Source organism: Pseudooceanicola spongiae (assembly GCF_014899185.1).
Taxonomy (GTDB): Bacteria; Pseudomonadota; Alphaproteobacteria; order Rhodobacterales; family Rhodobacteraceae; genus Pseudooceanicola; species Pseudooceanicola spongiae.
Window position 1 is genome coordinate 2,797,668 of sequence record NZ_CP045201.1, and the last position, 25,678, is coordinate 2,823,345.

General features: G+C 64.1%; 27 protein-coding genes. 15 read left to right on the top strand and 12 right to left on the bottom strand.

All coding sequences use genetic code 11. From position 1 onward, the window contains the following. Positions 1-54 precede the first annotated feature (54 nt). The 3 genes from F3W81_RS13190 to F3W81_RS13200 all read right to left on the bottom strand — a co-directional run bounded on the left by F3W81_RS13190 (position 55) and on the right by F3W81_RS13200 (position 3,172). The gene (locus tag F3W81_RS13190) at positions 55-1,275 is read right to left on the bottom strand and encodes a urate hydroxylase PuuD (RefSeq protein ID WP_193079604.1); all 1,221 of its coding nucleotides are present in this window, start codon (positions 1,273-1,275) and stop codon (positions 55-57) included. A 204-nt stretch (positions 1,276-1,479) separates the two neighbouring features. Further along, entirely contained in the window at positions 1,480-2,802 is a 1,323-nt protein-coding gene (locus tag F3W81_RS13195) for an ammonium transporter (RefSeq protein ID WP_193079605.1), read from the bottom strand. 31 nt (positions 2,803-2,833) lie between these two features. Then, positions 2,834-3,172 (bottom strand): P-II family nitrogen regulator, encoded by a 339-nt coding sequence (locus F3W81_RS13200; RefSeq protein WP_119400263.1) that lies wholly within the window; start codon positions 3,170-3,172, stop codon positions 2,834-2,836. A gap of 255 nt (positions 3,173-3,427) precedes the next feature. Between F3W81_RS13200 and F3W81_RS13205 the strand changes: the two genes are divergently transcribed. Next, positions 3,428-5,686: a transglycosylase domain-containing protein gene (locus tag F3W81_RS13205; RefSeq protein WP_193079606.1), complete on the top strand. Its 2,259-nt coding sequence runs from the start codon at positions 3,428-3,430 to the stop codon at positions 5,684-5,686. A 107-nt stretch (positions 5,687-5,793) separates the two neighbouring features. Here F3W81_RS13205 and F3W81_RS13210 read toward each other — a convergent pair whose 3' ends face one another. Then, positions 5,794-6,405, bottom strand: a complete 612-nt coding sequence (locus tag F3W81_RS13210; RefSeq protein WP_193079607.1) for an MlaC/ttg2D family ABC transporter substrate-binding protein — start codon at positions 6,403-6,405, stop codon at positions 5,794-5,796. Continuing rightward, positions 6,395-7,237 carry an MlaA family lipoprotein gene (locus F3W81_RS13215; protein ID WP_226941677.1) on the bottom strand — a complete coding sequence of 281 codons (843 nt, stop codon included), beginning with the start codon at positions 7,235-7,237 and terminating at the stop codon, positions 6,395-6,397. The genes F3W81_RS13210 and F3W81_RS13215 overlap by 11 nt, the downstream gene beginning before the upstream one ends. A gap of 203 nt (positions 7,238-7,440) precedes the next feature. Between F3W81_RS13215 and F3W81_RS13220 the strand changes: the two genes are divergently transcribed. From F3W81_RS13220 to F3W81_RS13250, 7 genes are all read left to right on the top strand, one after another. Then, the gene (locus tag F3W81_RS13220) at positions 7,441-9,225 is read left to right on the top strand and encodes a type I secretion system permease/ATPase (protein WP_193079608.1); all 1,785 of its coding nucleotides are present in this window, start codon (positions 7,441-7,443) and stop codon (positions 9,223-9,225) included. Then, positions 9,222-10,541 carry an HlyD family type I secretion periplasmic adaptor subunit gene (locus tag F3W81_RS13225; protein WP_193079609.1) on the top strand — a complete coding sequence of 440 codons (1,320 nt, stop codon included), beginning with the start codon at positions 9,222-9,224 and terminating at the stop codon, positions 10,539-10,541. The genes F3W81_RS13220 and F3W81_RS13225 overlap by 4 nt, the downstream gene beginning before the upstream one ends. Positions 10,542-10,768: 227 nt before the next feature. After that, a complete protein-coding gene (locus F3W81_RS13230) occupies positions 10,769-11,233 on the top strand; it encodes a RidA family protein (protein WP_193079610.1) in 465 nt (154 codons plus the stop codon). Then, positions 11,233-12,006, top strand: a complete 774-nt coding sequence (locus tag F3W81_RS13235; protein ID WP_193079611.1) for a glycerophosphodiester phosphodiesterase family protein — start codon at positions 11,233-11,235, stop codon at positions 12,004-12,006. The genes F3W81_RS13230 and F3W81_RS13235 overlap by 1 nt, the downstream gene beginning before the upstream one ends. Before the next feature lie 33 nt (positions 12,007-12,039). Continuing rightward, complete coding sequence (locus F3W81_RS13240; RefSeq protein WP_193079612.1) at positions 12,040-13,239, top strand: GNAT family N-acetyltransferase; 1,200 nt, start codon at positions 12,040-12,042, stop codon at positions 13,237-13,239. Further along, on the top strand, positions 13,232-13,528 hold the full coding sequence (locus F3W81_RS13245; RefSeq protein WP_193079613.1) for a 4a-hydroxytetrahydrobiopterin dehydratase: 297 nt from the start codon (positions 13,232-13,234) through the stop codon (positions 13,526-13,528). The genes F3W81_RS13240 and F3W81_RS13245 overlap by 8 nt, the downstream gene beginning before the upstream one ends. Further along, positions 13,525-14,409, top strand: a complete 885-nt coding sequence (locus F3W81_RS13250; RefSeq protein ID WP_193079614.1) for a mechanosensitive ion channel family protein — start codon at positions 13,525-13,527, stop codon at positions 14,407-14,409. The genes F3W81_RS13245 and F3W81_RS13250 overlap by 4 nt, the downstream gene beginning before the upstream one ends. Positions 14,410-14,458: 49 nt before the next feature. Here F3W81_RS13250 and F3W81_RS13255 read toward each other — a convergent pair whose 3' ends face one another. Beyond that, positions 14,459-15,067, bottom strand: a complete 609-nt coding sequence (locus tag F3W81_RS13255) for a GntR family transcriptional regulator (protein ID WP_226941678.1) — start codon at positions 15,065-15,067, stop codon at positions 14,459-14,461. A 127-nt stretch (positions 15,068-15,194) separates the two neighbouring features. Here F3W81_RS13255 and F3W81_RS13260 point away from each other — a divergent pair, with 127 nt between their 5' ends. Next, complete coding sequence (locus tag F3W81_RS13260; protein WP_193079616.1) at positions 15,195-15,758, top strand: phosphatase domain-containing putative toxin; 564 nt, start codon at positions 15,195-15,197, stop codon at positions 15,756-15,758. A gap of 380 nt (positions 15,759-16,138) precedes the next feature. Here the strand turns inward: F3W81_RS13260 and F3W81_RS13265 are convergent, their stop codons facing one another. Continuing rightward, positions 16,139-16,627: a peroxiredoxin gene (locus tag F3W81_RS13265; protein WP_193079617.1), complete on the bottom strand. Its 489-nt coding sequence runs from the start codon at positions 16,625-16,627 to the stop codon at positions 16,139-16,141. 90 nt (positions 16,628-16,717) lie between these two features. Between F3W81_RS13265 and F3W81_RS13270 the strand changes: the two genes are divergently transcribed. Then, the gene (locus F3W81_RS13270; protein WP_193079618.1) at positions 16,718-17,926 is read left to right on the top strand and encodes an NAD(P)/FAD-dependent oxidoreductase; all 1,209 of its coding nucleotides are present in this window, start codon (positions 16,718-16,720) and stop codon (positions 17,924-17,926) included. Next, entirely contained in the window at positions 17,926-18,486 is a 561-nt protein-coding gene (gene rsmD, locus F3W81_RS13275) for a 16S rRNA (guanine(966)-N(2))-methyltransferase RsmD (RefSeq protein WP_193079619.1), read from the top strand. The genes F3W81_RS13270 and rsmD overlap by 1 nt, the downstream gene beginning before the upstream one ends. A 42-nt stretch (positions 18,487-18,528) precedes the next feature. Here the strand turns inward: rsmD and map are convergent, their stop codons facing one another. Further along, on the bottom strand, positions 18,529-19,323 hold the full coding sequence (map, locus tag F3W81_RS13280) for a type I methionyl aminopeptidase (RefSeq protein WP_193079620.1): 795 nt from the start codon (positions 19,321-19,323) through the stop codon (positions 18,529-18,531). A gap of 163 nt (positions 19,324-19,486) precedes the next feature. Continuing rightward, positions 19,487-20,191, bottom strand: coding sequence for a DNA/RNA nuclease SfsA (sfsA, locus tag F3W81_RS13285; RefSeq protein ID WP_193079621.1), 705 nt, complete (start codon positions 20,189-20,191; stop codon positions 19,487-19,489). A 48-nt stretch (positions 20,192-20,239) separates the two neighbouring features. Between sfsA and F3W81_RS13290 the strand changes: the two genes are divergently transcribed. The 4 genes from F3W81_RS13290 to F3W81_RS13305 are packed head-to-tail and all read left to right on the top strand — an operon-like array spanning position 20,240 to position 23,280. Then, positions 20,240-20,962: a competence/damage-inducible protein A gene (locus F3W81_RS13290; protein WP_193079622.1), complete on the top strand. Its 723-nt coding sequence runs from the start codon at positions 20,240-20,242 to the stop codon at positions 20,960-20,962. Beyond that, positions 20,959-21,705 carry a GNAT family N-acetyltransferase gene (locus F3W81_RS13295; protein WP_193079623.1) on the top strand — a complete coding sequence of 249 codons (747 nt, stop codon included), beginning with the start codon at positions 20,959-20,961 and terminating at the stop codon, positions 21,703-21,705. Before F3W81_RS13290 ends, F3W81_RS13295 begins: the two co-directional genes overlap by 4 nt. Positions 21,706-21,720: 15 nt before the next feature. Further along, entirely contained in the window at positions 21,721-22,287 is a 567-nt protein-coding gene (locus F3W81_RS13300) for a peroxidase-related enzyme (RefSeq protein ID WP_193079624.1), read from the top strand. Further along, a complete protein-coding gene (locus F3W81_RS13305) occupies positions 22,288-23,280 on the top strand; it encodes an OmpA family protein (RefSeq protein WP_193079625.1) in 993 nt (330 codons plus the stop codon). Positions 23,281-23,302: 22 nt separating this feature from the next. Here the strand turns inward: F3W81_RS13305 and F3W81_RS13310 are convergent, their stop codons facing one another. The 3 genes from F3W81_RS13310 to F3W81_RS13320 all read right to left on the bottom strand — a co-directional run bounded on the left by F3W81_RS13310 (position 23,303) and on the right by F3W81_RS13320 (position 25,625). Then, positions 23,303-24,208 (bottom strand): LysR family transcriptional regulator, encoded by a 906-nt coding sequence (locus F3W81_RS13310; protein ID WP_193079626.1) that lies wholly within the window; start codon positions 24,206-24,208, stop codon positions 23,303-23,305. A gap of 214 nt (positions 24,209-24,422) precedes the next feature. Beyond that, positions 24,423-24,821: a hypothetical protein gene (locus tag F3W81_RS13315; protein ID WP_193079627.1), complete on the bottom strand. Its 399-nt coding sequence runs from the start codon at positions 24,819-24,821 to the stop codon at positions 24,423-24,425. Positions 24,822-24,851: 30 nt separating this feature from the next. Beyond that, positions 24,852-25,625: a DUF6478 family protein gene (locus F3W81_RS13320; RefSeq protein WP_193079628.1), complete on the bottom strand. Its 774-nt coding sequence runs from the start codon at positions 25,623-25,625 to the stop codon at positions 24,852-24,854. Positions 25,626-25,678: the final 53 nt, after the last annotated feature.

A 25,678-nucleotide genomic window follows, 5' to 3' on the forward strand; every position in this document is an offset into this window, starting at 1 on the left:
AGATGGTTAACCGCGCTTGTGCCGGGCGGTCTGTAGGGCCGGGTTCACCCCGCCCTACCCCTTCGTGGCGGCCGCGTACCAGTCGATGATCGCCTGACGCTCTGCCGGTTCGATGAAGCTGACGTTGGCGGGGGGCATCGCGTGGCTGAGGCCCGCCTGCAGGTAGATCATGCGGGCGTTGCGGGTGATATTGGCGGGCGTGTCGAGGCGCACGCCCTTGGGGGCCCAGAGGATGCCGTCATAGAACGGCTCGGCGTTGTGACACATCGAACAGCGGCCCATGACGATATCGGTGACATGCTCGAACCCCTCCGCTTCGGCAAAGCGGGTGACGATGCCGGCCTCGGGGTCTTCATCGGCGCGGAACATCGGCGCGGTCGACAGCCATGCGATGGTGAGGAAGATGATCGCCGTGACCAGCCAGGCCCAGTAGGGCGTGCCCTTGCGCATGTGCATGGTGTTGAAGAAATGCCGGATCGTGACGCCCATCAGGAACACGAGGGAGGCGATGATCCAGGTGTTCTGCGTCGAAAACGCCAGCGGGTAGTGGTTGCTCAGCATCATGAAGATGACCGGCAGCGTCAGGTAGTTGTTGTGGGTCGAGCGCTGCTTGGCGATCTTGCCGTATTTGGCGTCGGGTTTGCGCCCTGCCTTGAGGTCGGCAATCACGATGCGCTGGTTCGGCATGATGATGAAGAAGACGTTCGCGCTCATGATTGTTGCCGTAAAGGCTCCGAGGTGCAGCAGCGCGGCGCGGCCGGAAAAGACGTGGGTGTAGAAATACGCCAGCCCGACGAGGATGATGTAGAGGGCGATCATCAGGCGGGTGTTGTCGTCGCCGAACTTCGATTTGCAGATCGTGTCATAGGCCAGCCAGCCGAGGGCGAGCGACGCCAGCGAGATGGCGATCGCCTGCCAGGGCGCGAGGTCCATGACCGCGGGGTCGATGAGATAGAAATCCGCCCCGAGGTAGTAGACCAGAAACAGCAGGAAGAAACCCGACAGCCAGGTCGAATAGGCCTCCCACTTAAACCAGACGAGGTGCTCGGGCATGGCGTCGGGGGCAATCAGGTACTTCTGGATGTGATAGAAGCCACCGCCGTGGACCTGCCATTCCTCGCCATCCGCGCCGGAGGCCAGGTTGCGGTCGCGGTGCAGCCCGAGGTCGAGCGCGATGAAATAGAACGAAGATCCGATCCAGGCGATCGCGGTGATCACATGCAGCCAGCGCACTGCGAATTCCAGCCAGGCCCCGATGGCCGCGATGTCATACATCTGTCCCAATCCTTTTTTGTTTTTGGTCTTTGCGAAAATTCTAAGCACGGATCGGCGGGGGCGGCAATTGCATGGGCGTGCAACGGTGCCGCAGGGCGCGGCGGAGGGCCCCGGGCCGGACCTCTGCCGACATGAATGTGCGGACATGAAAAAGCCCGGGCGCGAACGCCCGGGCCAATTTCAGGCAGTCTCAGAAAGCAGAGCTCAGCCTTTGGAGAACTCGGGGTAAGCTTCCATGCCCAGCTCGGCCATGTCGAGACCCATGATCTCGTCTTCTTCGGACACCCGCAGGCCAACAACGACCTTGAGGATCATCCAGACGATCGCAGAGGCGACGATCGTGAAGATACCGACAGTGACGATACCATAGAGCTGCGTACCGATGGAGGCGTCGCCGTTGGTGAAGACAACCGCGATGGTGCCCCAGATACCGCAGACCAGGTGAACCGGGATCGCGCCGACAACGTCGTCGATCTTCAGTTTGTCCAGCATCGGCACGGCGAGAACCGCAAGGATACCACCGATGGCACCGATGATCGTTGCCGCACCCAGACCGGGGGTCAGGGGCTCGGCCGTGATCGAGACGAGGCCAGCCAGAGCGCCGTTGAGCACCATGGTGAGGTCGGGTTTCTTGTAGAGGATCTGCGTCAGGATCATCGCCGCGATGGCACCGCCGGCAGCTGCCGTGTTGGTGTTTGCGAAGATGCGCGAGATGTCAGCAACGTTGGCAGCCGTGTCCATGTAGAGCTGCGAACCGCCGTTGAAGCCAAACCAACCCAGCCACAGGATGAACGTACCCAGAGTGGCGAGCGTCAGGTTGGAACCGGGGAACGGGGTGACGGTGCCGTTCTTGTACTTGCCGATACGCGGGCCGAGGATCAGCGCGCCGGTGAGGGCACACCAGCCACCAACCGAGTGCACAACGGTCGAGCCAGCGAAATCGAGGAAGCCTGCTTCGTTCAGGAAGCCGCCGCCCCATTTCCAGGACGCCTGGATCGGGTAGAGGAAACCGGCAAGGATGAGGCAGAAGATCAGGAAGGGCCACAGCTTGATGCGCTCGGCGAGGGTACCGGAGACGATCGAGCAGGTGGTGGCGCAGAACATCAGCTGGAAGAAGAAGTCCGACCCCACCGACGCATAGGTCAGGTCAGGTGTGGTATCGGCCAGGCCAACGGGATCAAGCGCTGCGGGCGAGAAGGCACCGATGACGTTGAGGACGGTCCAGCCGTCGCCCGGGTACATCAGGTTGTAGCCGACGAGGTAGTACATGATCGCAGCAATCGCAAAGAGCGCGACGTTCTTCATCAGCTGCATCGTGGCGTTCTTCTGACGCACGAGGCCGGCTTCGAGCATGGCAAAGCCCGCGCCCATGAACATCACCAGGAAGCCGGTGACGAGGAACATGAACGTGGTGAAGATATAGCCGATCTCTTCCATCGGAGGCGTCACGTCAGCCTCTTGCGCAAGGCCGAGACTGGGCAGCGCGATCAGCGCGGCAGCCAGGCCAAATTTGGTAACGGTTTTCATTATTGAGTCCTTTCCCCTGTCCGGTCGCAGTTCAGAGTGCGTCGTCGTTGGTTTCGCCGGTCCGCACCCGAACCGCCTGCTGGATATCCAGCACGAAGATCTTGCCGTCGCCGATTTTCCCGGTCTTGGCTGTCGTCGTGATCGTCTCGACGACCTGGTCGGCCATGGCAGCCGTCACAGCGATCTCGAGTTTGATCTTCGGGACGAAATTGACCGCGTATTCCGCACCGCGGTAGATTTCGGTGTGACCCGATTGCGAGCCGAAGCCCTTGATTTCCGTCACCATCATCCCGCGCACGCCGATTTCGGTCAGCGCCTCGCGGACCTCCTCAAGCTTGAACGGTTTGATTGTTGCGATAATGAGTTTCACTACTTTCCCCTTCCTTGTTGCGGACACGGGTCCACAGTTTGGCCCCCGCAGATAAGCCGTCCCTGCTAGGAATGCGGAACTACGGGCCGGGTTGGCGAGACCAAATTGCGTATCCTCTGCCATTTTTTTGGACGCATTTGAAAAATTGCACACTATTTGTGCAAATCAAAAACACTTTGCCCCTGCGCTTCTGCCTCAACATTCACGGCCAAAGCCTGTAACGTGTCGAAAAGCAAAAAGCTCCGGGCAGTACAAATGAGTGATTCAGGACGTCGCAAACCGACCCTCGTGGCGGACAAGCGAGCGGGCGCACCGCGCGCACGCCCCAGCTCGGCCAAGGCCGGTACAGGCAAGCCTGCGGCCAAGACGGCAAAACCTGCCGCCCGGTCCGCCGCGCCGGGGTCGCGTCAGCAACCGCCCCGCAAGCCGCCGCGCAATGGCGGCGGGGGTGGTGGTCGTGGGGGCGGGCGCAGGCCTCGCAACCCCATCGTGCGGCTGTTCCGTTGGATCGTCGGCCTGATCTGGCGCATCGTCTGGCGGCTGACCGCGGTCAGCGTGGCGCTGGTGCTGCTGGCCTCCGCCTATGTCGCGGTGACGCTGCCCCCGGTGGATGAGCTGTTTGACGGGCGCGCCCGTGGCTCGGTGACGATGCAGGACACCGCCGGTCAGGTCTTTGCCTGGCGCGGTGATCAGTTTGGCGGCGTCGTGGATGCACAGAGCGTGTCGCCCAACCTGCGCCATGCCATCGTCGCCACCGAGGACCGGCGTTTTTACAAGCACTTCGGTGTCAGCCCGCGCGGCGTCGCAGGCGCCATCCGCATCAACCTTAGCGAGGGACGCGGGCCGCTGGACGGTCATGGCGGCTCGACCATCACCCAGCAGACGGCCAAGCTGATCTGCCTTGGCGTGCCCTACGACCCCAAGCAGTGGAAGAACGAAACCGCCTATGAGGACGATTGCCGCCAGACGACCCTTTGGCGGAAGGTGAAAGAGGCCGTCTATGCCATCGGCATGGAGATGCGCTATTCCAAGGACGAGATCCTGACGGTCTACATGAACCGCGCCTATCTGGGCGAGGGCACCCGTGGGTTCGAGGCCGCCAGCCAGCGCTATTTCGGCAAGTCCGCCGCCAATGTCACCCCGGCTGAAGCCGCGATGCTGGCCGGTCTGCTGAAGGCGCCAACGCGCTATGCACCGACGAACAACCTGGCCCGGTCGCAGGATCGTGCCAGCGTGATCGTCGGGCTGATGCAGGAGCAGGGCTATCTCGACGCCGCGCAGGCCAAGAACGCAATTGCGAACCCTGCAGGCCTGTCCGCCGCCGCCGAGGCGCAGTCGGGCGGCTATTTCGCCGATTGGGTGATGTCGTCGGGTCCGGATTTCCTGACCAAGAAATCGACGCAGGACGTGATCTTCAAGACCACGCTGGATCAGCGCATCCAGAAAGCTGCCGAAACCGCGATGAAGTACATCTTCGAGGAGAAGGTGAAGGACACCTCCAAGGCGCAGGCCGCGATCGTGGTGATGAGCCCGGATGGCGCTGTGCGCGCCATGGTGGGCGGACGCGATACCCGGGTGAAGGGCGTCTTCAACCGCGCCACGCAGGCGTTGCGTCAGACCGGCTCGGCGTTCAAGCCCTTTGTTTATGGCACGGCGCTGGATCTGGGCTGGCACTACAACGACGTCGTGCAGGATGAGCCTCTGACCGTGAACGTGGCGGGCTCGGGCCCGTGGCGGCCCGAGAACTATGACCACAAGTTCCGTGGTCCGGTGACGCTGGAAGAGGCGCTGATGAAGTCGCTGAACATCCCGGCGGTACGGCTGGCGATGTCGGCGGGTCTGGACAATGTGCGCAAGGTGGCCTCGGACTTCGGGATCGAGAGCGATCTGGCGCAGGGCCCGGCCCTCGCGCTCGGCGCATCGGAATCGACGCTGGTCGAGATGGTCGGCGGCTACGCAGGCATCCTGAACGGCGGGTCTTCGGTCGAGCCCTACGGAATCGAGTCCGTGACATTGCAGGGCGACAGCCAGCCCCTGATGGGCACCGACGGCGGCATCGGCGAACGGGTGATCAGCGAGGCCGCTGCGCGCGAGCTGATCTACATGATGCGACAGGTCGTGGCGCAGGGCACCGGCACGCGCGCCGGACTGCCCGACCACGAGATCGCAGGCAAGACGGGCACCACGTCGTCGACCCGTGACGCCTGGTTCATCGGCTTTTCAGCGGATTACGTGGCCGGCGTCTGGATGGGTTACGACGACAACACCCCACTGACCGGCGTCACTGGCGCGGGCCTGCCCGCCGAGATCTTTCACGAGGTCATGGTCCGGGTCGAGGATGGGATCGAACCCAAGCCCCTGCCGATGCTGCGCCCCGATCCCAATGCCGGGCGCACTGTCGCGGCCAGCAGCGATGGCGCAAGTCAGGGCCAGGGTCAGGGTCAGGGCGCGCAGCCCCAGCGGCTCGACACGATCATCCAGAAGGCGCTGAAGGATATCTTCGGGCTGAACTGATCGGTCGCCATAGAACGAGAAAGGCCCCGAATGGCGCGAACCATTCGGGGCCTTTTTTATGATGAGCCCGGTTTTATGGACCGGGCCGGGGGCGCATCGCGACAGCCTCAGCCTGCGGTTTGCAGATCCGCCGTCAGCGCGGCGATATCGCCACGGCGCTTGTCCAGCATGGCGCCGATTTCTTCACGTTCGGTCAGGCGCATGGAGATGCCCTCGATGAACATGTCGAAGAACAGATCGCGGCCCGAGCGGTCGGAGACCAGGAACTTGACCTCGAACGGAGCCTCGCCGCGCAGATAAGCGGTCGAGACGACCTCGCGCCAGGTCTTGACCTCCTTCACGGAGTTGACCTCGATCCGGCCGCCGACAAACTCGCGGAAACGCTTGCCGTACTTGCGGGTGATGTAGCCGCGGAAGGCCGCCGTATAGGCCGCCTGCTGGGCACCGGACAGGCCGCGCGCGGCAGGCCCGAGGCAGGATTGCGCGATGATCGCAACATCGGCGTACTGGTCGAAGATCTGCTCAAAGTCCTTGATGATCGCCGCTTCGGATTTACCGGAGGAGATCACCTGGTTGATGCGCGCGACAAGGCTATCGACCATGGTCTTGGCCTGCGCATCGGTCAGCGCCAGAGCGGCGCGCGGAGACAGAAACAGCGGCGCGATTGCGAGCGCCAGAGCGCCGCCGACGAAGTGCCGGCGCGTAAGATTATTCAGCATATGGGTCACCATAGGGGTCATCAGAACTGTTGGAAGCGGGCGCGCCGTAGGGGTCGGCGTAGGGATCCTCGGCAGCGGAGCCCGTATTGATATCGCCCAGCTTGTAATGCCGTCTCTGCAGATAGATCGAGCGCGACTGCGCATAGCTGTCGGCACTGTCATAGAGCACCGAATCGACCGTATCAGCATAGCGGCCACGATAGCCGATGGCGCTGACCACGCGGGCTTCGGTCCCGTAGGACTTCTCCGGCGAGGGAAGGATATAGCTCAGCGGATTGGTGAAGAAATCGACGATGCGACCTGCGGTGTCCCGCTCGGTCGAGGGGCCACGGATGGGAAGCTCCATATAGGCCCCCTCCTGCACGCCCCAGACATAGAGGGTCTCGCCGAAGTCGGTGTCGCGCGCGGGAATGCCCCAGAGCGTTGCGGCATCAATCAGGCCGCCGACGCCGATGGTCGAGTTCATCGTGAAGCGCACGGTGTTGATGAAGGCGTCCTTCAGGCGGAACTGCAGGACATCGTTCACCACATCCGCCGGGGTCGCAAGGTTTTCCCCGAAGTTCTGCACGAGGGTCGCGAATTCTTCGGGAACAACAGTGGCATAGGCCACCCCGACCGGGCGCAGAACAGCCTTGTCCAGCCCTTTGTTGAAGGCATGGATCTTGCGATTTCGCGCCTCGTAGGGATCGAAATACTGCTGCGTCGCGGCCTCTGGCGACGGCCGTGCACAGCCCGCCATTGCGAGTGTTGCCGAGACCAGAATCAGGGACAGGACAGCGCGGGGCGAGGACACGGCGTTCAGCGTCGCGGAGAGCGCGTTGCGAGAGATCATGCAGAGAACATTCGTTTTAAATTCCGTTGAGAGGGGCGCGAATTGCGACAACCGTTTATCTAATCCTTAAACGCTTTGCGGCCATAGAAATAGTGGAGTTCGGGGATTGCTGTGGCCAATTGGCGACAAATTCCCCCGGTCTGGCCAGTAAGGCATGTCGTATAGGCAGTCTATGTCTGCGACATCTCGCGGGAAACCCGGAAATGGTAATCGGCGGAAAGGCGCATATTGTGCGGCAGCGAAATCGTGAACGGCAGACCGATACAGGGGCGCAGGAACTTCGCGATCTGCGACGCCAGAGCCGTGGGCTTTACTGGAGCGCGGCGCTGTTTTCGGTTTTCGCCAACCTGCTGATGCTGACGGGGCCGCTGTATATGCTGCTGGTCTATGACCGGGTTCTGACCTCGCGCTCGGTCGAGACGCTGCTGGCGCTGACTGTGCTGGCGGGGTTCCTGTATCTGACCATGGGGCTGCTGGATCTGGTGCGCGGGCGCATCCTGTCGCGGATTGGCGCGCGCTTTCAGGCGGCGCTGGACCCGCGTGCCTATGACGCCGCGCTGCGCCGCTCGGCGCTGCAGCCCGACCCCGACGCCGACACCGCCCTGCAGGACAGTGAGGCCATTCAGCGGCTGCTGGCGTCACCGGTGCCCGCCGCGCTGTTCGATCTGCCGTTTACGCCACTGTTTCTGGCGGCGATCGCTCTGTTCCATCCTTTGCTGGGGATGCTGGCGCTGGCCGGTGGCGCGCTGCTGATCGGCGTCGCGGGCCTGAGCCGGATGCGCAGTCAGGCGCCCCAGAGGCAGGCGCTGACCGCGGCAATGGCCGCGCAGGCGCAGGCGGATCAGATGCGCGCCGAGGCCGGGATGATCCGCGCCATGGGCATGGGCGAGGCCGCCTTTGCCCGCTGGCAGGGCCTGCGTGGCCGGGCATTGGCGCGGCAGGTACAGGCGGCGGATGTCACGGGCGGTTTCTCGGTTCTGACGCGGACGCTGCGGCTGGTGCTGCAATCGGCGATGCTGGGCCTTGGCGCCTGGCTGTCGCTGCGCGGAGAGGTCTCGGGCGGGGCGATGATCTCAGGCTCGATCCTGCTGGGGCGGGCGCTGACCCCGATCGAGACGCTGATTTCGCAGTGGCCGCTGGCGCAACGCGCCCGGCAGGGGTGGCAGAGCCTGTCGCGGTTGCTGGGGGCTGTCCCCGTGGTCGCGCCGCGCACAGGACTGCCGCACCCGCGGGCGCAGATCGAGGCGATGCAGGCCACCGTGATCCCGCCGGGTCAGGCGATGGCGTCACTGCGGATGCTGACCTTTTCCATCGCGCCGGGGCAGGCGCTTGGCGTGATCGGACCTTCGGGGGCGGGCAAGTCGACGCTGGCACGGGCGATGACGGCGGCCTGGCCCTGCGCGGGCGGCAGCATCCGGCTGGATGGGGCCTCTCTCGCGCATTACGACTCGGCGGTGCTGGGTGGCCTGATCGGCTATCTGCCGCAGCGGGTCGAACTGTTCGAGGGCACCATCGCCGAAAACATTGCCCGCATGGCCGCGGTGCCTGACGATGCCGCCGTCGTCGCGGCTGCCCGTGCCGCGGATGCCCATGATATGATCCTGAAGATGCCCGAGGGCTATGACACGCGGGTGCGCCCTCATGGCAGCCGGCTGTCGGGAGGGCAGATACAGCGGATCGGTCTGGCGCGGGCGATGTATGGCGCGCCGGTGCTGCTGGTGCTGGATGAGCCGAACTCCAACCTCGACAACGAGGGGAGCGAGGCGCTGAACGCCGCAATCCGTGCGATGAAGGCCGACGGGTGCGCGGTCATGATCATGGCACACCGCCCGGCTGCCATTCAGGAATGCGATCTGCTGCTGATGCTCGAGGGCGGCAACCGCGTGGCCTTCGGCCCGCGCGACGAGGTGCTGCGCAAGGTGGTCCAGAACCACGACCATATCCGGCGGGGGGCTTCACAGGGCAGCCTGCAGGGGGGTGTGCAATGACCCGTGGCAATGCGACGACCGACACCGCCTATTCCGTGCGCCTGCCGATGCTGCTGGGACTGGCCACGCTGCTGGTCCTCGTGGCGGGGTTTGGCAGCTGGTCGGCCCTGACCCGGATCGCCGGTGCCGTGGTCGCCCCCGGCCAGCTGGAGGTCGAGCGCAACCGACAGGTGGTGCAGCATCCCGAGGGCGGTGTGGTCGAGGCCGTACTGGTCGCCGAAGGCCAGCATGTCGAGGCCGGAGAGGTGCTGGTGCAGCTGTCGCCCGAGACGCTGCGCTCCGAACTTGCCATCGTTGAGGGACAGTTGTTCGAACTGATGGCCCGGCGCGCCCGACTGGAGGCCGAGCGCGAAGGCGTCAGCACCATGACACCGGCGCCGCTGCTGTCTCAGGTCGCCGCCCGGCAGCCCGACGTCGCTGAGCTTCTGGCGGGTCAGGATCAGCTGCTCAGGGCCCGCCGCGCGGCGCAGGATCAGCAGGTCAGGCAGGTCCATGAACGTGTCGAGCAGGTCAACAGCCAGATCTCCGGGATCACGGCGCAGTCAAACGCGCTCGACACCCAGCTGACTCTGATCGCGCAGGAACTGGCGACGCAACGCCTGCTGTTGGGCAAGGGGCTGTCACAGGTCACGCGCGTGCAGGCGCTGCAACGGGAGGAGGCGCGGCTGCGCGGCTCTATCGGCGATCTGACCGCGCAAAAGGCCCAGGCCGAAGGGCGGATCACGGAGATCGAGCTGGATCTGCTGAAACTCGACACCGAACAGCAGGAGGCCGCGATCACCACCCTGCGCGATCTGCGCTACCGCGAAATGGAACTGGCGGAGCGGCGTCGCGCCCTGATCACACGGCTGGACAAGCTGCAGATCACGGCGCCTGTCGCGGGGCTGGTCTATGACCTCTCGGTATTTGCGCCGCAATCGGTGCTACGCCCGGCGGAACCGCTGCTCTACCTCGTGCCGCAGGACCGCCCGCTGGTGATCGCGGCGCAGGTCGATCCGATCCACATCGACGCGCTGCATCTGGGACAGGAGGTGCAGCTGCGCTTTCCCGCTTTTGATCGCCACTCGACCCCGGAACTGGCGGGGCACCTGACCCGGATCTCGGCCGATGCCTTCCGCGACGAGGCGACCGGGCGCACCTATTTCCGCATCGAGATCCACATCGATGAGGCCGCGCTGGCGACCCTGCCCGCAGGGCTGACGCTGCTGCCCGGGATGCCGGTCGAGGCCTATTTGCGCACCGAAGATCGCACGCCGCTGGCCTATCTGGTGAAACCGCTGACCGATTACTTCGCCAAGGCGATGCGCGAGGGCTGAGGCACCGGGCTGCGCGCTGTCCCCGGCCAGGCGCAATGGGTCAGGCGAGGCGCGATCAGCGCACGCGAAGCGGCCGCGCCGCAGCGCGACCCTGCCATATCCTCCCGAAGCACGGGACGTGAAAGCCCCGCATCGACAGCATTCGCGGTTGCAATCCCGGCCCCGGATTGTAGCGTCCCCGCGAACGCGCCCGTCGCGACGCGCCCCGCCCCCATCTGGAGAACACCATGAGCAATGCCATCGAATCCCGCCTCGCCGAGCTTGGCATCACCCTGCCCGTCGCCGCCGCTCCGGCTGCCAACTACGTGCCCTTCGTCGTCAGCGGCAACATGGTTTTCGTGTCTGGTCAGGTCAGCCAGGACGCCAATGGTCTGGTCAAGGGCAAGCTGGGCGACGACATGGAGATCGAGGCCGGTGCCGCTGCTGCAAAACTCTGCGCCATCGGTCTGCTGGCTCAGGCAAAGGCCGCGTGCGGCGGGGATCTGAGCAAACTCAAGCGGGTCGTCAAACTGAACGGCTTTGTCAATTCCACCGGCGATTTCACCGACCAGCCCAAAGTGGTCAACGGGGCTTCGGATTTCCTTGTCGAGGTTCTGGGCGATGCAGGACGGCATGCCCGCTCTGCCGTGTCCGCCGCGGCGCTGCCCTTTGGCGTTGCCGTCGAAATCGAAGCCATCTTCGAGATCGCCTGATGACCCGCCCGCCGCTGCCGCAGGCTTTCCTGCACGCCCCGATTGCCCACCGTGCCTTGCATGACCTGACGCAGGGCCGCCCGGAAAACAGCCGTGAGGCGATCGAGGCCGCGGTGGCGGCGGGCTTTGGCATCGAGATCGACCTCCAGCCCTCCTCCGACGGGGTGGCGATGGTGTTTCACGACAACACGCTGGACCGGCTGACCGGCGAGACCGGGCCGATCAAGGCCCGCACCGCCGCCGCGCTGGCCGCGATCCCGCTGACCGGCGGCCCCAGCGGCATCCCGACCTTCGCCGAGGTGCTGGAGATCGTCGCGGGCCGGGTGCCTCTATTGGTCGAGATCAAGGATCAGGACGGCAAGATGGGCGACAATATCGGCGCGCTCGAAGCGGCTGCGGCGGAGACCGCGCAAGGCTATGATGGCCCGCTGGCCTTCATGTCGTTCAATCCGCATTCCGCCGCGCGCATGGCCGCGCTGGCCCCCGACACTCCACGCGGGCTGATCACTGCCGCCTATGATCCGAAGGACTGGACAATGCTGAGCGCCGAGACCTGCGCGCATCTGGCCATGATCCCCGATATGGACCGCGCAGAGGCCTCCTTCATCAGTCACCACGCGCCTGACCTCGGCCGCGCGCGTGTGCGCGAGATTGCGGCGCAGGGCTGGCCGGTGCTGTGCTGGACCATCCGCAGTGCCGAAGCCGAAGCCGAAGCCCGCCAACTTGCCGACAATGTGACCTTTGAGGGCTATCCGGCGGCCATTCCCGCTTGATCCCGCGCCCTCTCGGCACAGATAGTCCCGGGCATGGATAAAGCCCCCGACACCACGATTGAAATCCGCACCCTGTCCGCGATCCGCGGGCTGGACAGTGCCGATTGGGACGCCTGCGCCTGCCCCGAAGCGGCGGACGGCGGGCGTCCCAATGACCCCTTCACCACCTGGCGGTTTCTGAACGCGCTGGAGATCAGCGGCTCGGTCGGGCCCGGGTCTGGGTGGGAGCCGCACTACCTCGCCGCCTATGATGGCGAGACGCTGATCGGCACCGCGCCGCTTTATGCCAAGGGTCACAGTCAGGGCGAATATATCTTCGATTTCAGCTGGGCCGATGCCTTTGAGCGTGCCGGCGGGCGCTATTACCCCAAGCTGCAGATCGCGGTGCCCTTCACCCCCGCGACGGGGCGGCGCTTTCTGGTCAAGCCGGAGTTCCAGACCACGGCGACAGCCGCGCTGGTGCAGGGGGCCGTGCAACTGGCGTCGGACAACGACCTCTCCAGCCTGCATGTGACCTTCTGCACCGAAGCTGAGGCCGAGGCGGGCGAGGCCATGGGCCTCATGCGCCGCCATTCGCAGCAATTTCACTGGCACAACGAAGGCTATGCGGATTTTGACGCTTTTCTGGCCACGCTGTCGTCGCGCAAGCGCAAGAACATCCGCAAGGAGCGCCTTCAGGCACAGTCCTTTGGCGGCACCATCCATGCGCTGACCGGCGATGATATCCGCCCCGAGCATTGGGACGCCTTCTGGCGGTTCTACACCGACACCGGCAATCGCAAATGGGGCACGCCTTACCTGACCCGCGCCTTCTTCGACGCGGTACAGGATAGCCTGCGTGACGATGTGCTGCTGGTGCTGGCCGAACGCGACGGGCGCTATGTCGCCGGAGCGCTGAACTTTATCGGCCGCGAGGTGCTTTTTGGCCGATATTGGGGCTGCACCGAGCACCACCCCTGTCTTCACTTCGAATTGTGCTACTATCAGGCCATCGACTACGCCATCGCCCATGGCAAGGCCCGTGTGGAGGCAGGCGCGCAGGGCGAACACAAACTGGCGCGCGGCTATCTGCCCGCCCACACCCATTCACTGCATTGGATCGCCAATCCGGGGCTGGCCCATGCCATCGATGAATTCCTGCGGGCCGAGGCCCGCGCCGTGGACGAAGACATCGAAGTGCTGACGGCCTATGGCCCCTTCAAGCGCGATCACCAGGAGGAACAAGATGACTGAAAAACTGAGCGAATCCGGACGCGAGACGCTGCTGGCGCCTCTCTACGCAACCGGCTGGGAACTGGACGCCGAAAAGGACGTTCTCAAGAAGACCTTCAAGTTCGAGGACTTTACCGAAGCCTTCGCCTTCATGACTCGCGCCGCGCTCTGGGCGGAAAAGTGGGACCACCACCCCGACTGGAGCAACGGCTACAACAAAGTCACGGTCAAACTGACGACGCATGACGTGGGCGGAGTCACCGCCCTCGACGCGAAACTGGCAAGAAAGATGGACCAGATCCTGGCATGAACCTAGACACTTTACTGAATACCGAAATCTGGAACGGCAAAAGCCTTGGCGACCTGCTGACACTGGATTTCTTGGCGAGTTTGTTTGGCAATGTTCTTGCCGCCGTGTTGATCCTTGTCGTTGGCCTGGTTCTGGCCGGCTGGGCCAAGCGGCGGATCACCAACCTGTCGAAACGGCACCAGCGGCTGGACGAGACGCTGTTCGAATTCCTCGGCTCGATCCTGAGCTATGCGATCATCGCCTTCGCGTTTCTGTTCGTTCTCAATACCTTCGGGGTGCAGACGACCTCGGTCGTGGCGGTCATCGGTGCCGCCGGTCTGGCCATCGGTCTGGCGCTGCAGGGCACGCTGTCCAATATCGCGGCCGGTGTCATGATCATCTTCTTCCGCCCGATCAAGAACGGCGATTTTGTCGAGGTGAACGGGCAGATGGGCACCGTCAAGAACATCTCGCTGAACTTCACCGAGCTGGCGAGCCTGTCGAACACCCAGATCATCATTCCCAACAGCGAAGTCTGGGGCAATACGATCGTCAACTATTCGATCTACCCGACGCGGCGCGCCGAGTGGGTCTTTGGGGTGGGCTATGGCAGCAACCTCAAGACCGCCGAGGACATCATCCGCGACACCATCATGTCCGATCCGCGCAGCCATGCCGAGCCCGAGCCGTTCATTCAGGTCAACAATCTGGGTGACTTCTCGGTCGATTTTCTGGTGCGGGTCTGGTGCGATCGCGCCGATCTGTTCCAGTTTCAGGCGGACATGAAGCGCAAGGTCAAGGAAGCGCTGGACACGGGCGGGATCGACATCCCCTTCCCCACGCGCACCCTTGTGCAGCCGCAAAAAGGCGAACAGGCCTCAACCGCCAGTACCGTCGATTAAACGCACGATATCGCGCCCCGGCCCAAGACAGGATCGGGGCGTGTTTACGTCAAACGGTGTCGTTGTTGAGAAGACTGAGCAGGGCGGGCAGATCCCCCTCCTCCGCAAGCGCCATGGCCTCGCTCACCAGATGAGCCAGCCGCGCCAGCGCCACGTCCCGGGCATCGGCACCACAGGCAAGGCTCCAGCGGATATGACGCCAGTAGGCCGCACGCAGGGCCGTGACCAGAATATGATCCCCAACCAGTGCCACCGTCACCTCCAGCAGGGCGGAAAGGCTGGCGAAGAGCTTCTCATCGCTGGCCAGACTGTCATCGCGCAACGCGCGGCGGGCCTCGCCCAGCCGCAGGTGCACCACGTCGGGAAGGCGAACTTCGGCAAGGGGACAGGTCGCCGCGGCGGTGAGAATGGCGCGAAACGCCGTTTCATCGGCGTCCTGAGCGGCGGGCAAAAGCGGCGGCACGATGGTGCCGATGCCCGAGCGGGTTTCGACCAGACTTTCATAGGCCAGCATCTGCAGCACCTGACGGATCGGGGTGCGCGAGACGCCGAATTCGGTGGCCAGCTGGCCTTCGTGCAGCAGCATTTCGTCGGTGCCTGCGCGCAGGCAGATGCGTTCGCGGATCACTGCCGCGATTTCGCCGCTGTTTTTTCTCATGTGCGTCGTAACCTGTTCGGGGCGTGAATTCTGCTCGGCAAAAGCCATCATCATCTCAATAAGTCATTGTATACCAAAGCACAGGATCTGGAAACGTCCCAGACGGCCTGGAAACGGGAGACCTCATTTGCCCCAGACGCCCCCAGACGGCATCGATCCCGAGACCTCTGTGCGCGCCACGGTGCCGATGACCGGGGGCGGGCGTTGCGTGCTGTCTGGCTTTCCCGGCTTGCAGACCGGGGTGGACGGAGGCGCCTATATCGACCCGGCGCAAATGGAGCTGACGGTGGAGCGGATCGCGCACCTTGGCGCCGAGCTCTGCCTGTTGTTGCCCGAGGCCGCGGAGCTGCCGGAAAGTGCCCTCGATCAGGCGAGCAAGGCCCTTGGCGCGGTGGGACTCGAGGTGATCCTGCTGCCGATCCGCGATTTCGAAGCGCCCGATGCGGCCTTCATGGACCTGTGGTCGGCGCTCGGGCCGCGTCTTCATGCGCTGCTGAACCGGAACGGCACCTGCGCTGTCAGCTGCCAGTACGGGGCGGGGCGCAGTGGTCTGGTGACCGCCCTTTTGCTGATCGAACGCGGGATGCAGACCGAGGCCGCGATCGCCCATGTGCGCGCGCATTTCGCCGAAGCGGTGGAGAGCGAGGTGCAGGTCGCATGGCTGAAAGGGCGCGGCTTTCCTGAGGCTTGAGCGGCCCGCGCCCGTGTGGAGCGCCCCTCAAGTCCCCTCATTCTGCGGCGTGATCGGCTGGAAGCGACACCTGACGCCAACGCGCGCCGTTTTCAGACTCATTCCGTTGACATCATGCTTTTGCGAAGCTACGCCTTACGTCAGCGTCAAGCATATTCATTCCAAAACCAAGACGCTCGATACCCTCACGGGGTCGACAAGGGGAATGGGGTAGAAGTCGCAGCATCGGGGCAATCGCGCCTGCTGTACAGGCCCGAAGCCTTGGGGATAAGGCTTCGGGTTTTCTCGTTCTCAGGGCCTGCCACCCACACCCCGCGCCCTTTTGGGACGCGACGCGCGAGTGGCGTTGAGGCGACGCAGCGCCTCAAAACCCGCAGGATTTACATCGAGTCGAGCAGACCTTCGCCCGCCGAGATATCGCAGACGCCGGCGTTCTCTTCGACGTTCAGCGCTTTGACGACACCGTCCTCGACCAGCATCGCATAGCGCTTGGACCGGTCGATCAGACCGACGGGAGGGGCCGAGAATTCCAGGCCGAGGGCCTTGGTGAATTCGCTGACCGGATCGCCAAGGAAGGTCAGGCCAGCCGCGCCAGCCCCGGTCGATTCGGACCAGGCGCCCATGACGAAGGGGTCGTTGACGGAAACGCAGATGATCTCGTCCACGCCCTTTTCGTCGAACTGGGCTTTGGTGCGGATGAAGCTGGGCACATGCGCCGTGCTGCAAACGCCGGTATAGGCACCGGGCAGACCGAAGATGACGACCTTGCGGCCAGCGGTCTTTTCCTTGATCGTCACCGGCGCCGGGCCCTTGTCGGTCAGGGTGACGAGGGTGGCGTCGGGCAGGTGATCCCCTGTTGAGATGCTCATATGCTTGTGTCCTGTCGTTGATTTGTGTTCCACATGGCGGCGACTATAGCTGTCCCGCGCGGGGGAGCCAGACACAGTAAGGACTATTTGATGACGCATATCGCCGTGATCGGGGCCGGGCAGGCCGGAGCATCGCTGGTCGCCAAGCTGAGAAGCCTTGGCCACGACGGAGAGATCACCCTGATCGGAGGCGAAATTGCGCCGCCTTATCAACGCCCTCCGCTGTCCAAAGCCTATCTGCTGGGCGACATGGCCGAAGAGCGCCTCTATCTGCGGCCGCTCAGCTGGTACGAAGACAACAAGATCACTCTGAAGTTGGGCGCGCCGGTCGAAGCAATTTCCCCTGCCGCGAAAGAGATCATCGTCGGCGGTGAAGTGATCCGCTACGACCAAATGGCGCTGACGACCGGATCGGTGCCGCGGCATCTGCCAGAGGCGCTCGGCGGGACGCTGGGCAATGTCTTCTCTGTGCGCACACTGGCGGATGTCGATGCGATGGAGCCGCAGTTCCGCGAGGGCGCGCGGGTGCTGATCGTCGGCGGCGGCTATATCGGGCTGGAGGCGGCAGCGGTCGCCGCCAAGAAGGGCCTGAAGGTGACACTGATCGAGATGGCGCCGCGCATTCTGCAACGGGTCGCGTGTGAGGCCACCTCGGACTATTTCCGCGCGCTGCACACCGCACATGGCGTCGACATCCGCGAAACCACCGGGTTGGAGCGACTGGTTGGGACCGGCGATGTGACCGGCGCGATCCTGGGGGACGGCAGCGAGATCGAGGCGGATTTCGTCATCATCGGCATGGGCATCCTGCCCGATGAGGTGCTGGCCGAGGAAGCCGGCCTCGACATCGAAAACGGCATTCGCTGTGACGCAGAGGGACGCACCAGCGATCCCTCGATCTGGGCGGCGGGCGATTGCGCGAGCTTTCCTTACAAGGCCGGGCGGCTGCGGCTGGAGAGCGTGCAGAACGCCATCGACATGGCGGAGTGCGTGGCGGAAAACATGCTCGGCGCGGGCAAGGTCTATGATCCGAAGCCCTGGTTCTGGTCGGATCAGTACGACGTCAAACTGCAGATCTCGGGGCTGAACACCGGCTATGATCGGGTGGTCCTGCGCCATGGTGACAAGGGCGCGGTCAGCCACTGGTACTATGCGGGCGAGGCTCTGCTGGCCGTTGATGCGATGAACGATCCGCGCGCCTATATGGTCGGCAAGCGGCTGATCGAGGCGGGCAAGACGGCAGATCCGGCGCTGGTCGCGGATGCGTCGGTCGACCTCAAGACCCTGATGCGCGCCTGATGCGGATCATCGCGGGAGAGTTCCGGGGCCGCAGGCTGGCCGCGCTCGGCAAGGGCGACGCGGGCGCACATCTGCGCCCCACCACCGACCGCGTGCGCGAGAGCCTGTTTTCCATCCTGTCGGGCGGGCGCTTTGGCGACCCGATCGACGGCGCGCAGGTGCTGGACCTGTTTGCCGGGACAGGTGCGCTCGGGCTTGAGGCGCTGTCGCGCGGTGCCGAGGCCTGCACCTTTGTCGATGATGGACGGGTTGCCGGGCGGCTGGTGGCTGAGAATATCGCGACGCTGGGGGTCAAGGACCGGGTACGCCTGATCAAGGCCAATGCGACCCGCCTGCCCGCCTGTCCCGAGGCGCAGGCGACGCTGGTGTTCCTCGATCCGCCCTATGGCAAAGGCTTGGGCGAAGTCGCGCTGGCCAGTGCGCTGGCGCAAGGCTGGATCGACGACGAGGCGTTGATTGTCTGGGAGGAAAGCGCGCGCATCACAGCGCCGGAGGGCTGGGAGGTGATCGATGCCCGCCCCTTCGGCGACAGCACGATCAGCTTTCTGCGCCACGTCTGAAGCAACTGCGGTGCGTGGGGGACACGCACCGCCAAGGCAGGATCAGTCCTGCTTGTAGGTGGGGTGGAACAGACCGCCGGGCGACAGGGTGAACACCTCGCAGCCGTCCGCAGTGACACCGATGGAGTGTTCGAACTGCGCCGAGAGCGACTTGTCGCGGGTCACGGCGGTCCAGTCATCGGCCAGAACCTTGGTTTCCGGGCGGCCGACGTTGACCATGGGTTCGATGGTGAAGAACATGCCTTCCTCCAGAACCGGGCCGGTGCCGGGGCGGCCATAGTGCAGCACGTTCGGCGGGGCGTGAAAGACGCGGCCCAGCCCGTGGCCGCAGAAATCGCGCACGACCGACATGCGCTGCGCCTCGACGTAGGCCTGAATGGCGTGGCCGATATCACCGAAGGTATTGCCGGGTTTGACGGCCTCGATCCCCAGCATCAGCGAGTCGTGCGTCACCTCGATCAGACGCTCGGCCTTGCGAGGCAGCGTGCCGGCGACGTACATCCGCGAGCTGTCGCCGAACCACCCATCCAGAATGACCGTGACGTCGATGTTCAGGATATCGCCGTCTTTCAGCTTTTTGTCGCCGGGGATGCCGTGACAGACGACATGGTTCACCGAGATGCAGGAGGCGTGCTTGTAGCCCTTGTAGCCGATCGTCGCCGAAGTGGTGCCGTACTCGGTCACCTTTTCCTCGATGATGCGGTCAATCTCGGCGGTGGTCTGGCCGACAAAGACATGCTCGGCCACGTCGTCCAGAATGCGTGCGGTGACTTCGCCCGCCTTGCGCATCCCCTCGAAATCAGAGGCTTCGTGAATGCGGATGCCTTCGCGTGTCATGCGGCCACGGTGTTCCTGTTTCAATTCAAATCGCCCTTATCTGTACGGTCTCGCCCAATGTGTGGCGGAGACGACGATAGGGTCCGGCAGGCGCCACAGGGCTGATTTAGTGCACTCTGACGCGAAATGCCAGAGAAGCGGAGGGATTGTGATGCGCGCGATGTCAGGGCGCAGGCAAAGCCGCCCCCAGCGTGATGTCCTGAGGCGAGATGCGGCAGGCGAAGGCGAGCGCCTCGACCCCGGCAGCACGCGCCTCGGCGTAGGCTGCGGCATAGGCGGGGTCGATGTCCGCGGCAATCGCGGTGGTGTGCACATCGGTGCGCTGCACGAGGTAGAGCATGACCGCCCGCTGCCCGGCGCGCGCCACCTCGGCCAGTTCGCGCAGGTGCTTCTGGCCACGCAGGGTCTTGCTGTCGGGAAATTCCCCCAGCCCCGGCTGGCGCGACAGGGTCATCGACTTGACCTCAACATAGCAATCTACGCGCCCTGGATGACGCAGCAGGAAATCGATGCGGCTCGACTCACTGCCATATTTCTGTTCTGGAAGGACCTGCGCATAGCCCTCAAGCCCCGGTACCTGCCCCGCCATCAGCGCCTCGCGCAGGGCGCGGTTGGGCACAGAGGTATCGACGCCGGTGAAATGGCCGCCGTCGTGTTCGACCAGCCGCCAGCCATATTTCAGCTTTTTCTTCGGATCGTCGTTGGGTTCGACCCAGATCCTGCTGCCCGGCTCGGCCAGACCCAGCATCGAGCCGGGGTTGGCACAATGGGCGACAGCCTCGGTCCCGTCCCCCAGACGGATATCGGCGAGGAAACGCTTGTAACGTCTTAAAAGCGTTGCCGGAACAAGGGGGGTTTGAAAGCGCATGAGCGCGCCCTATAGATTTCTGTAATCACACTCAAGGAGGCTGCCCCCATGCCAAATCCCACCGCTGCCATGCTCGTCATCGGCGACGAGATCCTTTCGGGGCGCACCCGGGATGCCAACATGTACTTCCTTGCCAACGAATTGACGAAGATTGGCATTGATCTGAAGGAAGTCCGCGTGGTCAGCGATGATGCCAAGGCGATCATCAAGGCGGTCAAGGCTTTGTCCGCCGCCTATGACGAGGTGTTCACCTCGGGCGGGATCGGGCCGACGCATGACGACATCACCGCCGATTGCATCGCCAAGGCGTTTGACCAGCATATCGACGTGCGCGACGATGCCCGTGACCTGCTGGTCGCCCACTGGAACGGGCGCGGCGTCGAGATCACCGAGGCCCGCCTGCGCATGGCGCGCATTCCCGATGGCGCGACGCTGATCGACAACCCGGTGTCCATCGCGCCGGGTTTTTCCGTCGGCAACGTGCATGTGATGGCCGGGGTGCCCAGCGTGTTCGAGGCCATGGTCGCCTCGATCCTGCCGCGCCTGACCGGGGGCAAACCGCTGCTGAGCCAGTCGCTGCGCATCGACCGGGGCGAGGGCGAGATTGCCGGGCCGCTGCGCGCTCTGGCGGGCGATTATCCTGAGCTCTCCATGGGATCCTACCCCTATCAGCGCGACGGGATCTATGGCGCCACCATCGTGATCCGGGGCAGCGACGGCGCGATGATCGACGCCGCCATGACCCGTCTGGCCGAGCTGTTTCCCGCATGAGCGCCCCTGCCAGCAAGACCGTCGCGCAGGAGACCGCTCTCTACATGGCTGTCGTCGATGCAACCTGGCCTCCGGCGCAGATGCGGCATCAGGGGGCATGGTTGCTGCGCCGGGGCGGTGGCGGTGGCAAGCGCGTATCGGCAGCCTCAGCCGTCGGGGCGGTGACGGATGCGGATATCGTCGAAGCCGAAGCCGCGATGCGCGCGATGGAGCAGCCGCAGCTGTTCAGCCTGCGCCCCGGCCAGGAGGCGCTGGATGCCAAGCTGGCGGCGCGCGGCTATGTCATCGTTGATCCGGTCAATATCTACGCCTGCCCGGTCGACACTCTGGCGACGCGGGAGAAACGTCCCGAGCAACACAGCCTCGCCACTTGGGAGCCGCTGGCGATTCAGCGCGAGATCTGGTCCGCAGGCGGGATCGGCGCGGCGCGGATCGAGGTGATGCTGCGCGCAGGCGAACCGCGCACCACGCTGATCGGGCGCTACGACAATTCGCCCGCAGGCACCGCCTATGTGGCCGTGTCGGATCACGTGGGCATGTTGCACGCGCTCGAGGTTCTGGAGGAAATGCGTGGCCGTGGCATGGGCAAGGCGATGATGATCGATGCCGCAAGGTGGGCCGCCCAAAACGGCGCGCAGACCTTTTCGGTCGTCTGTACGCAGGCGAATGTCGCCGCAAATGCCCTCTATAACGCTCTCGGCATGACAAAGGTCGGTCATTACCATTACCGTCAGAAAGACTGACAGGAGGAGATGGTCATGAACGAGAAGATAACGGCGTTGGATCTGCCGATGGTGTCACCGCTGCCCGAACGGACGCAGGCGTATTTCGATCTGTGCGAAGACAAGCTGGGCATGGTGCCGAACGTGCTGAAGGCGCATGCCTTCGACATCGCCAAGCTCGATGCCTTTGCCGCACTCTACAACGATCTGATGCTGGGCCAAAGCGGGCTGAGCAAGCTGGAGCGAGAGATGATTGCGGTGGTCGTCAGCTCGATAAACCACTGTTTTTATTGCCTGACCGCCCATGGCGCTGCCGTGCGTGCGCTGTCGGGCAAGCCCGAGCTGGGTGAGGCGATGGTGATGAACTATCGCGCCGCTGACCTGTCGCCACGCCAGCGTGCCATGCTCGATTTCGCCGCCAAGGTCACGACCGACAGCGCCACGATCGGCGAGGGGGACCGTCAGGGCCTGCGCGACGTGGGCTTCAGCGACCGAGACATCTGGGACATCGCCAACACCACCGGCTTTTTCAACATGTCCAACCGCGTTGCCAATGCGATCCACATGCAGCCCAACCCCGAATACCACGGGCAGGCGCGCTGAATGCGGCGGCGGGCACGACAGGCCAGAGCGCTGACACTGACCCTCCTGCCCGCCCTTCTGGGGATGACCCTGCTCGCCCCGATCTGCGGGCAGGCGGCGCCTCTGAGCTTTGAGATACCCTTTGCGGGGCGCCAGACCCACAGTGACACCCGCATCGATTCTTTCGCGCTGCCGACCGCGCCCTTCGCCAAGGGAAAGGTGCCCAGTCTGGCGCTGGAGGGGAATGTGACGCGGTTGTCCTGGCAGGTGAGCGGCCAGATGACAACGCTACAGCTGCTCGCTCCGCTGCGGGAACAGCTTGAGGGCATGGGGTTTACGCCGGTTCTGCAATGCGACACCGATGCCTGTGGTGGCTTCGACTTTCGCTTTGGTGTTGATGTCATTCAAGCCCCCGACATGAACGTTGATCTGTTCGATTTTCGCGCCCTGACCGCCCAGAGGGGCACCGGAGAGGACGCCGATTATGTCTTTCTTCTGGTCAGCCGGGCAGGCTCCGTGGGCTATGTTCAGCTGGTCCACATCACGCCCGGCCAAGTCGATCTGACGGTGCCCGAGGCCGATGATGCGCCCGGATCTGAAGCGGTGCCCGGCGTGACCATGCCTAGGGCAGAGGCCAGCGACATAGCGGCCACGCTGACCGCCTCAGGGCGTGTGGTGCTGGGCGATCTGATCTTTGCCACCGGGTCGTCCGAACTGGCGGAGGCCCCCTACCCCTCTCTGAGCGCGCTGGCCGATTTCCTGAAAGTCAGTGCCGGACGGAGGGTGGTTCTGGTCGGACATACCGATACCGAGGGCGGGCTTGAGAGCAATATCGCCCTGTCCAAACGCCGCGCCCGTGCCGTGATGGAGCGGTTGACCCGCCGCTATGATGTGCCCGCAAGCCAGATGTCCGCCGAGGGGGCGGGCTATCTGGCGCCGATGGCCAGCAACGAGACAGAGGCCGGACGCGAGACCAATCGCCGTGTTGAGGCCGTGTTGCTGAGCCTCAGCTAAGGAATTGATTTCAAACGCAGGCTTACCACTCCAACGGTCCCTTGTCGCGGAAGGCTGCCTCCAGAAAATCGACGAAGGCGCGCACTTTCGGCTGGGTGAATCGGCCCGGTGGATAGACGGCATAGATGCCCTGCAGATCAGGGGGCAGGTCCGGCATGGCGTCCTCGACCAGCCCCTTGGCCAGTGCCTCCGCGCAGAGGAAGCTGGGCAGATAGGCGATTCCCAGACCCGAGATCGCGGCGTTCAGCAGGGATTGCCCGTCATTGACCGACAGCCAGCCGGCAGTGCGAATCTGGCGCTGCTCGCCCGAGGGGGCGGTCAACCGCCAGACATTGCCGCTGTCGAGGTTGGAATAGTGCAGCAGCTTGTGATCGTTCAGGTCGTCAATGCGGCTGGGGCGGCCATAAGCGGCGATGTATCCGGGACTGGCGACCATGCGCTGCGCGGTCTCTGTCAGCTTGCGCGACAGCAGGGGCGACCCCTCGGGTGCGCCGACCCGGATGGCCATGTCAAACCCCTCCGAGATCAGTTCGACATGGCGGTTGTTCAGCACCATGTTCACCGTAACATCAGGAAATTGCCGCAGAAACTCGCCCAGAACGGGGCTGAGATGGTTGACGCCAAAGTCGGTTGCCACGGAAATCCGCAGCAGGCCTGAGGGCGCGGATTGCATGGAGGTGACCAGCGCGTCGGCCTCGCCCGCGTCATTCAGAACGCGGCGGGCCCGGTCGTAGTAGGCCAATCCGATCTCGGTCGGAGAGACCCGCCGGGTCGTGCGGTTCAGCAGACGCGCGCCGAGGCGGGCTTCGAGAGACGAAATATGCTTGGAGACAGCGGACTTGGAAATCCCCATCTTTTTCGCGGCATCGGTGAATCCTCCCTGATCCACGACGGTCGCGAATGCCTCCATTTCAGTGAGCCTGTCCATTCTGAACGCCTGCCTCGCTATATGATACTGACGTTTATTAGCGTCAATTCAGGCAGGAAAGGGGCAGTGGACGGACAATAAAGCGGTTTTGTCTGGGATCGTTGAAGGCAGAGAAACGGTGAAACAATACCCCAGCGAAACAGAAACAACCGATGTCGGTATCGCGTCGGTATCTGAACGGTATCTGAACGGTGCGAAAACCGGGCAATCGCGGCTAGGCCTGCGGCAGGGTTTCGACACAATGACGGCGAAAGGCGCGCTTGAGCATGTCGAGCTCGGCGCGCAGCAACAGCACTTCGGTGTGCAGCGTGTCGCCCAGCACATCGCCCGACAGGATGGCGAAGGCGTTGAGCACGGCATTGGAGGGACGGTGGCGGATCAGAAAGACCTGCACGCCGTCGGCAATAGACTCGGCCGGGATCGGAATGACGATGGCGTATTCGCCGGGTGTCTCAAGCGCCTCAACCGTGACGCCGCGGATCGGGGCATCGTGCAACAGCACCTCGATCTCGGTTCCGGCGACGTCGGTCTCGGGGCCGGCACCGGGCAGGACCAGCAGCCCTTCCCACTTGCCCGCGTGCAGGCGGGTCTTGGTCAGTGTCGCGTCAGGCACGGCGGCGTCTCCTGCTTGTGATGCATCCTGTCACAGCTCGGCACGGGGGCGGCGGCACAGGGTCACATCCCTCAGTATCAGTTCGTTCATCGCGGGGTCTTTAAAGATCAGATCGACCCAAGCCTTTTCGATCCGCTTTTCGTTGATATTGGTATAGGCGAGGTCGAATTCCACCATCACCTCATCCTCGCTCAGCGGCAGCTGCAGAACGATCTGTTCGGTGTTGGGGCCGTGCTTGATGTTGAGCCGGGCAAACAGGTCGACCGGTTTTTCCATCTGCACGGCGGTGTCCAGCCGGATCAGGTGGCGCCGTCGCAGCCCGTCGATCGCGGCCTGCGGCAGGTCGATGGCGATCGACAGGAAGGTGCCCGAAAAGGCAAAGACATCCATGCGCAGCGCAAAGGGCGCGAGGTCACTTTCGCGGAAATTGCGCACCTGCCTCAGAGAGATCTCGGAGGCGTCACAGTCGTGAAACACGCCGACCTCGTCGCCCAGCACCTCGCCGGAATGCACCGAGGCGAGGCCGGATTTCGGCAGCGGCGCCCGCCAGAGCTGGGGACGCCAGCCCCAGTCCGCGTCAAAGGGGACGTGAAATGCGCTGGAGCCGATGGCGGGCAGCGCGAGGCGGCTGTCGGCGACATAGATCAGATGGTCGAGTTCGTCGCGCAGGGTGCGGGCCTGCGCCCATTGGCCGCGCAATCGCGACAGATGGCACCACTCGGCCTGGGAGGCGCGGTCGCGCCAGCGCAGCAGTTCGCGCCGTGCCACCCATCTGCCCAGAACCGACCTGTCCGATTTTGCCATGATCCCCGCCGTCGTTACCCGTATCCGCTGCCGCAGCGCGTCTGCGATTTCCC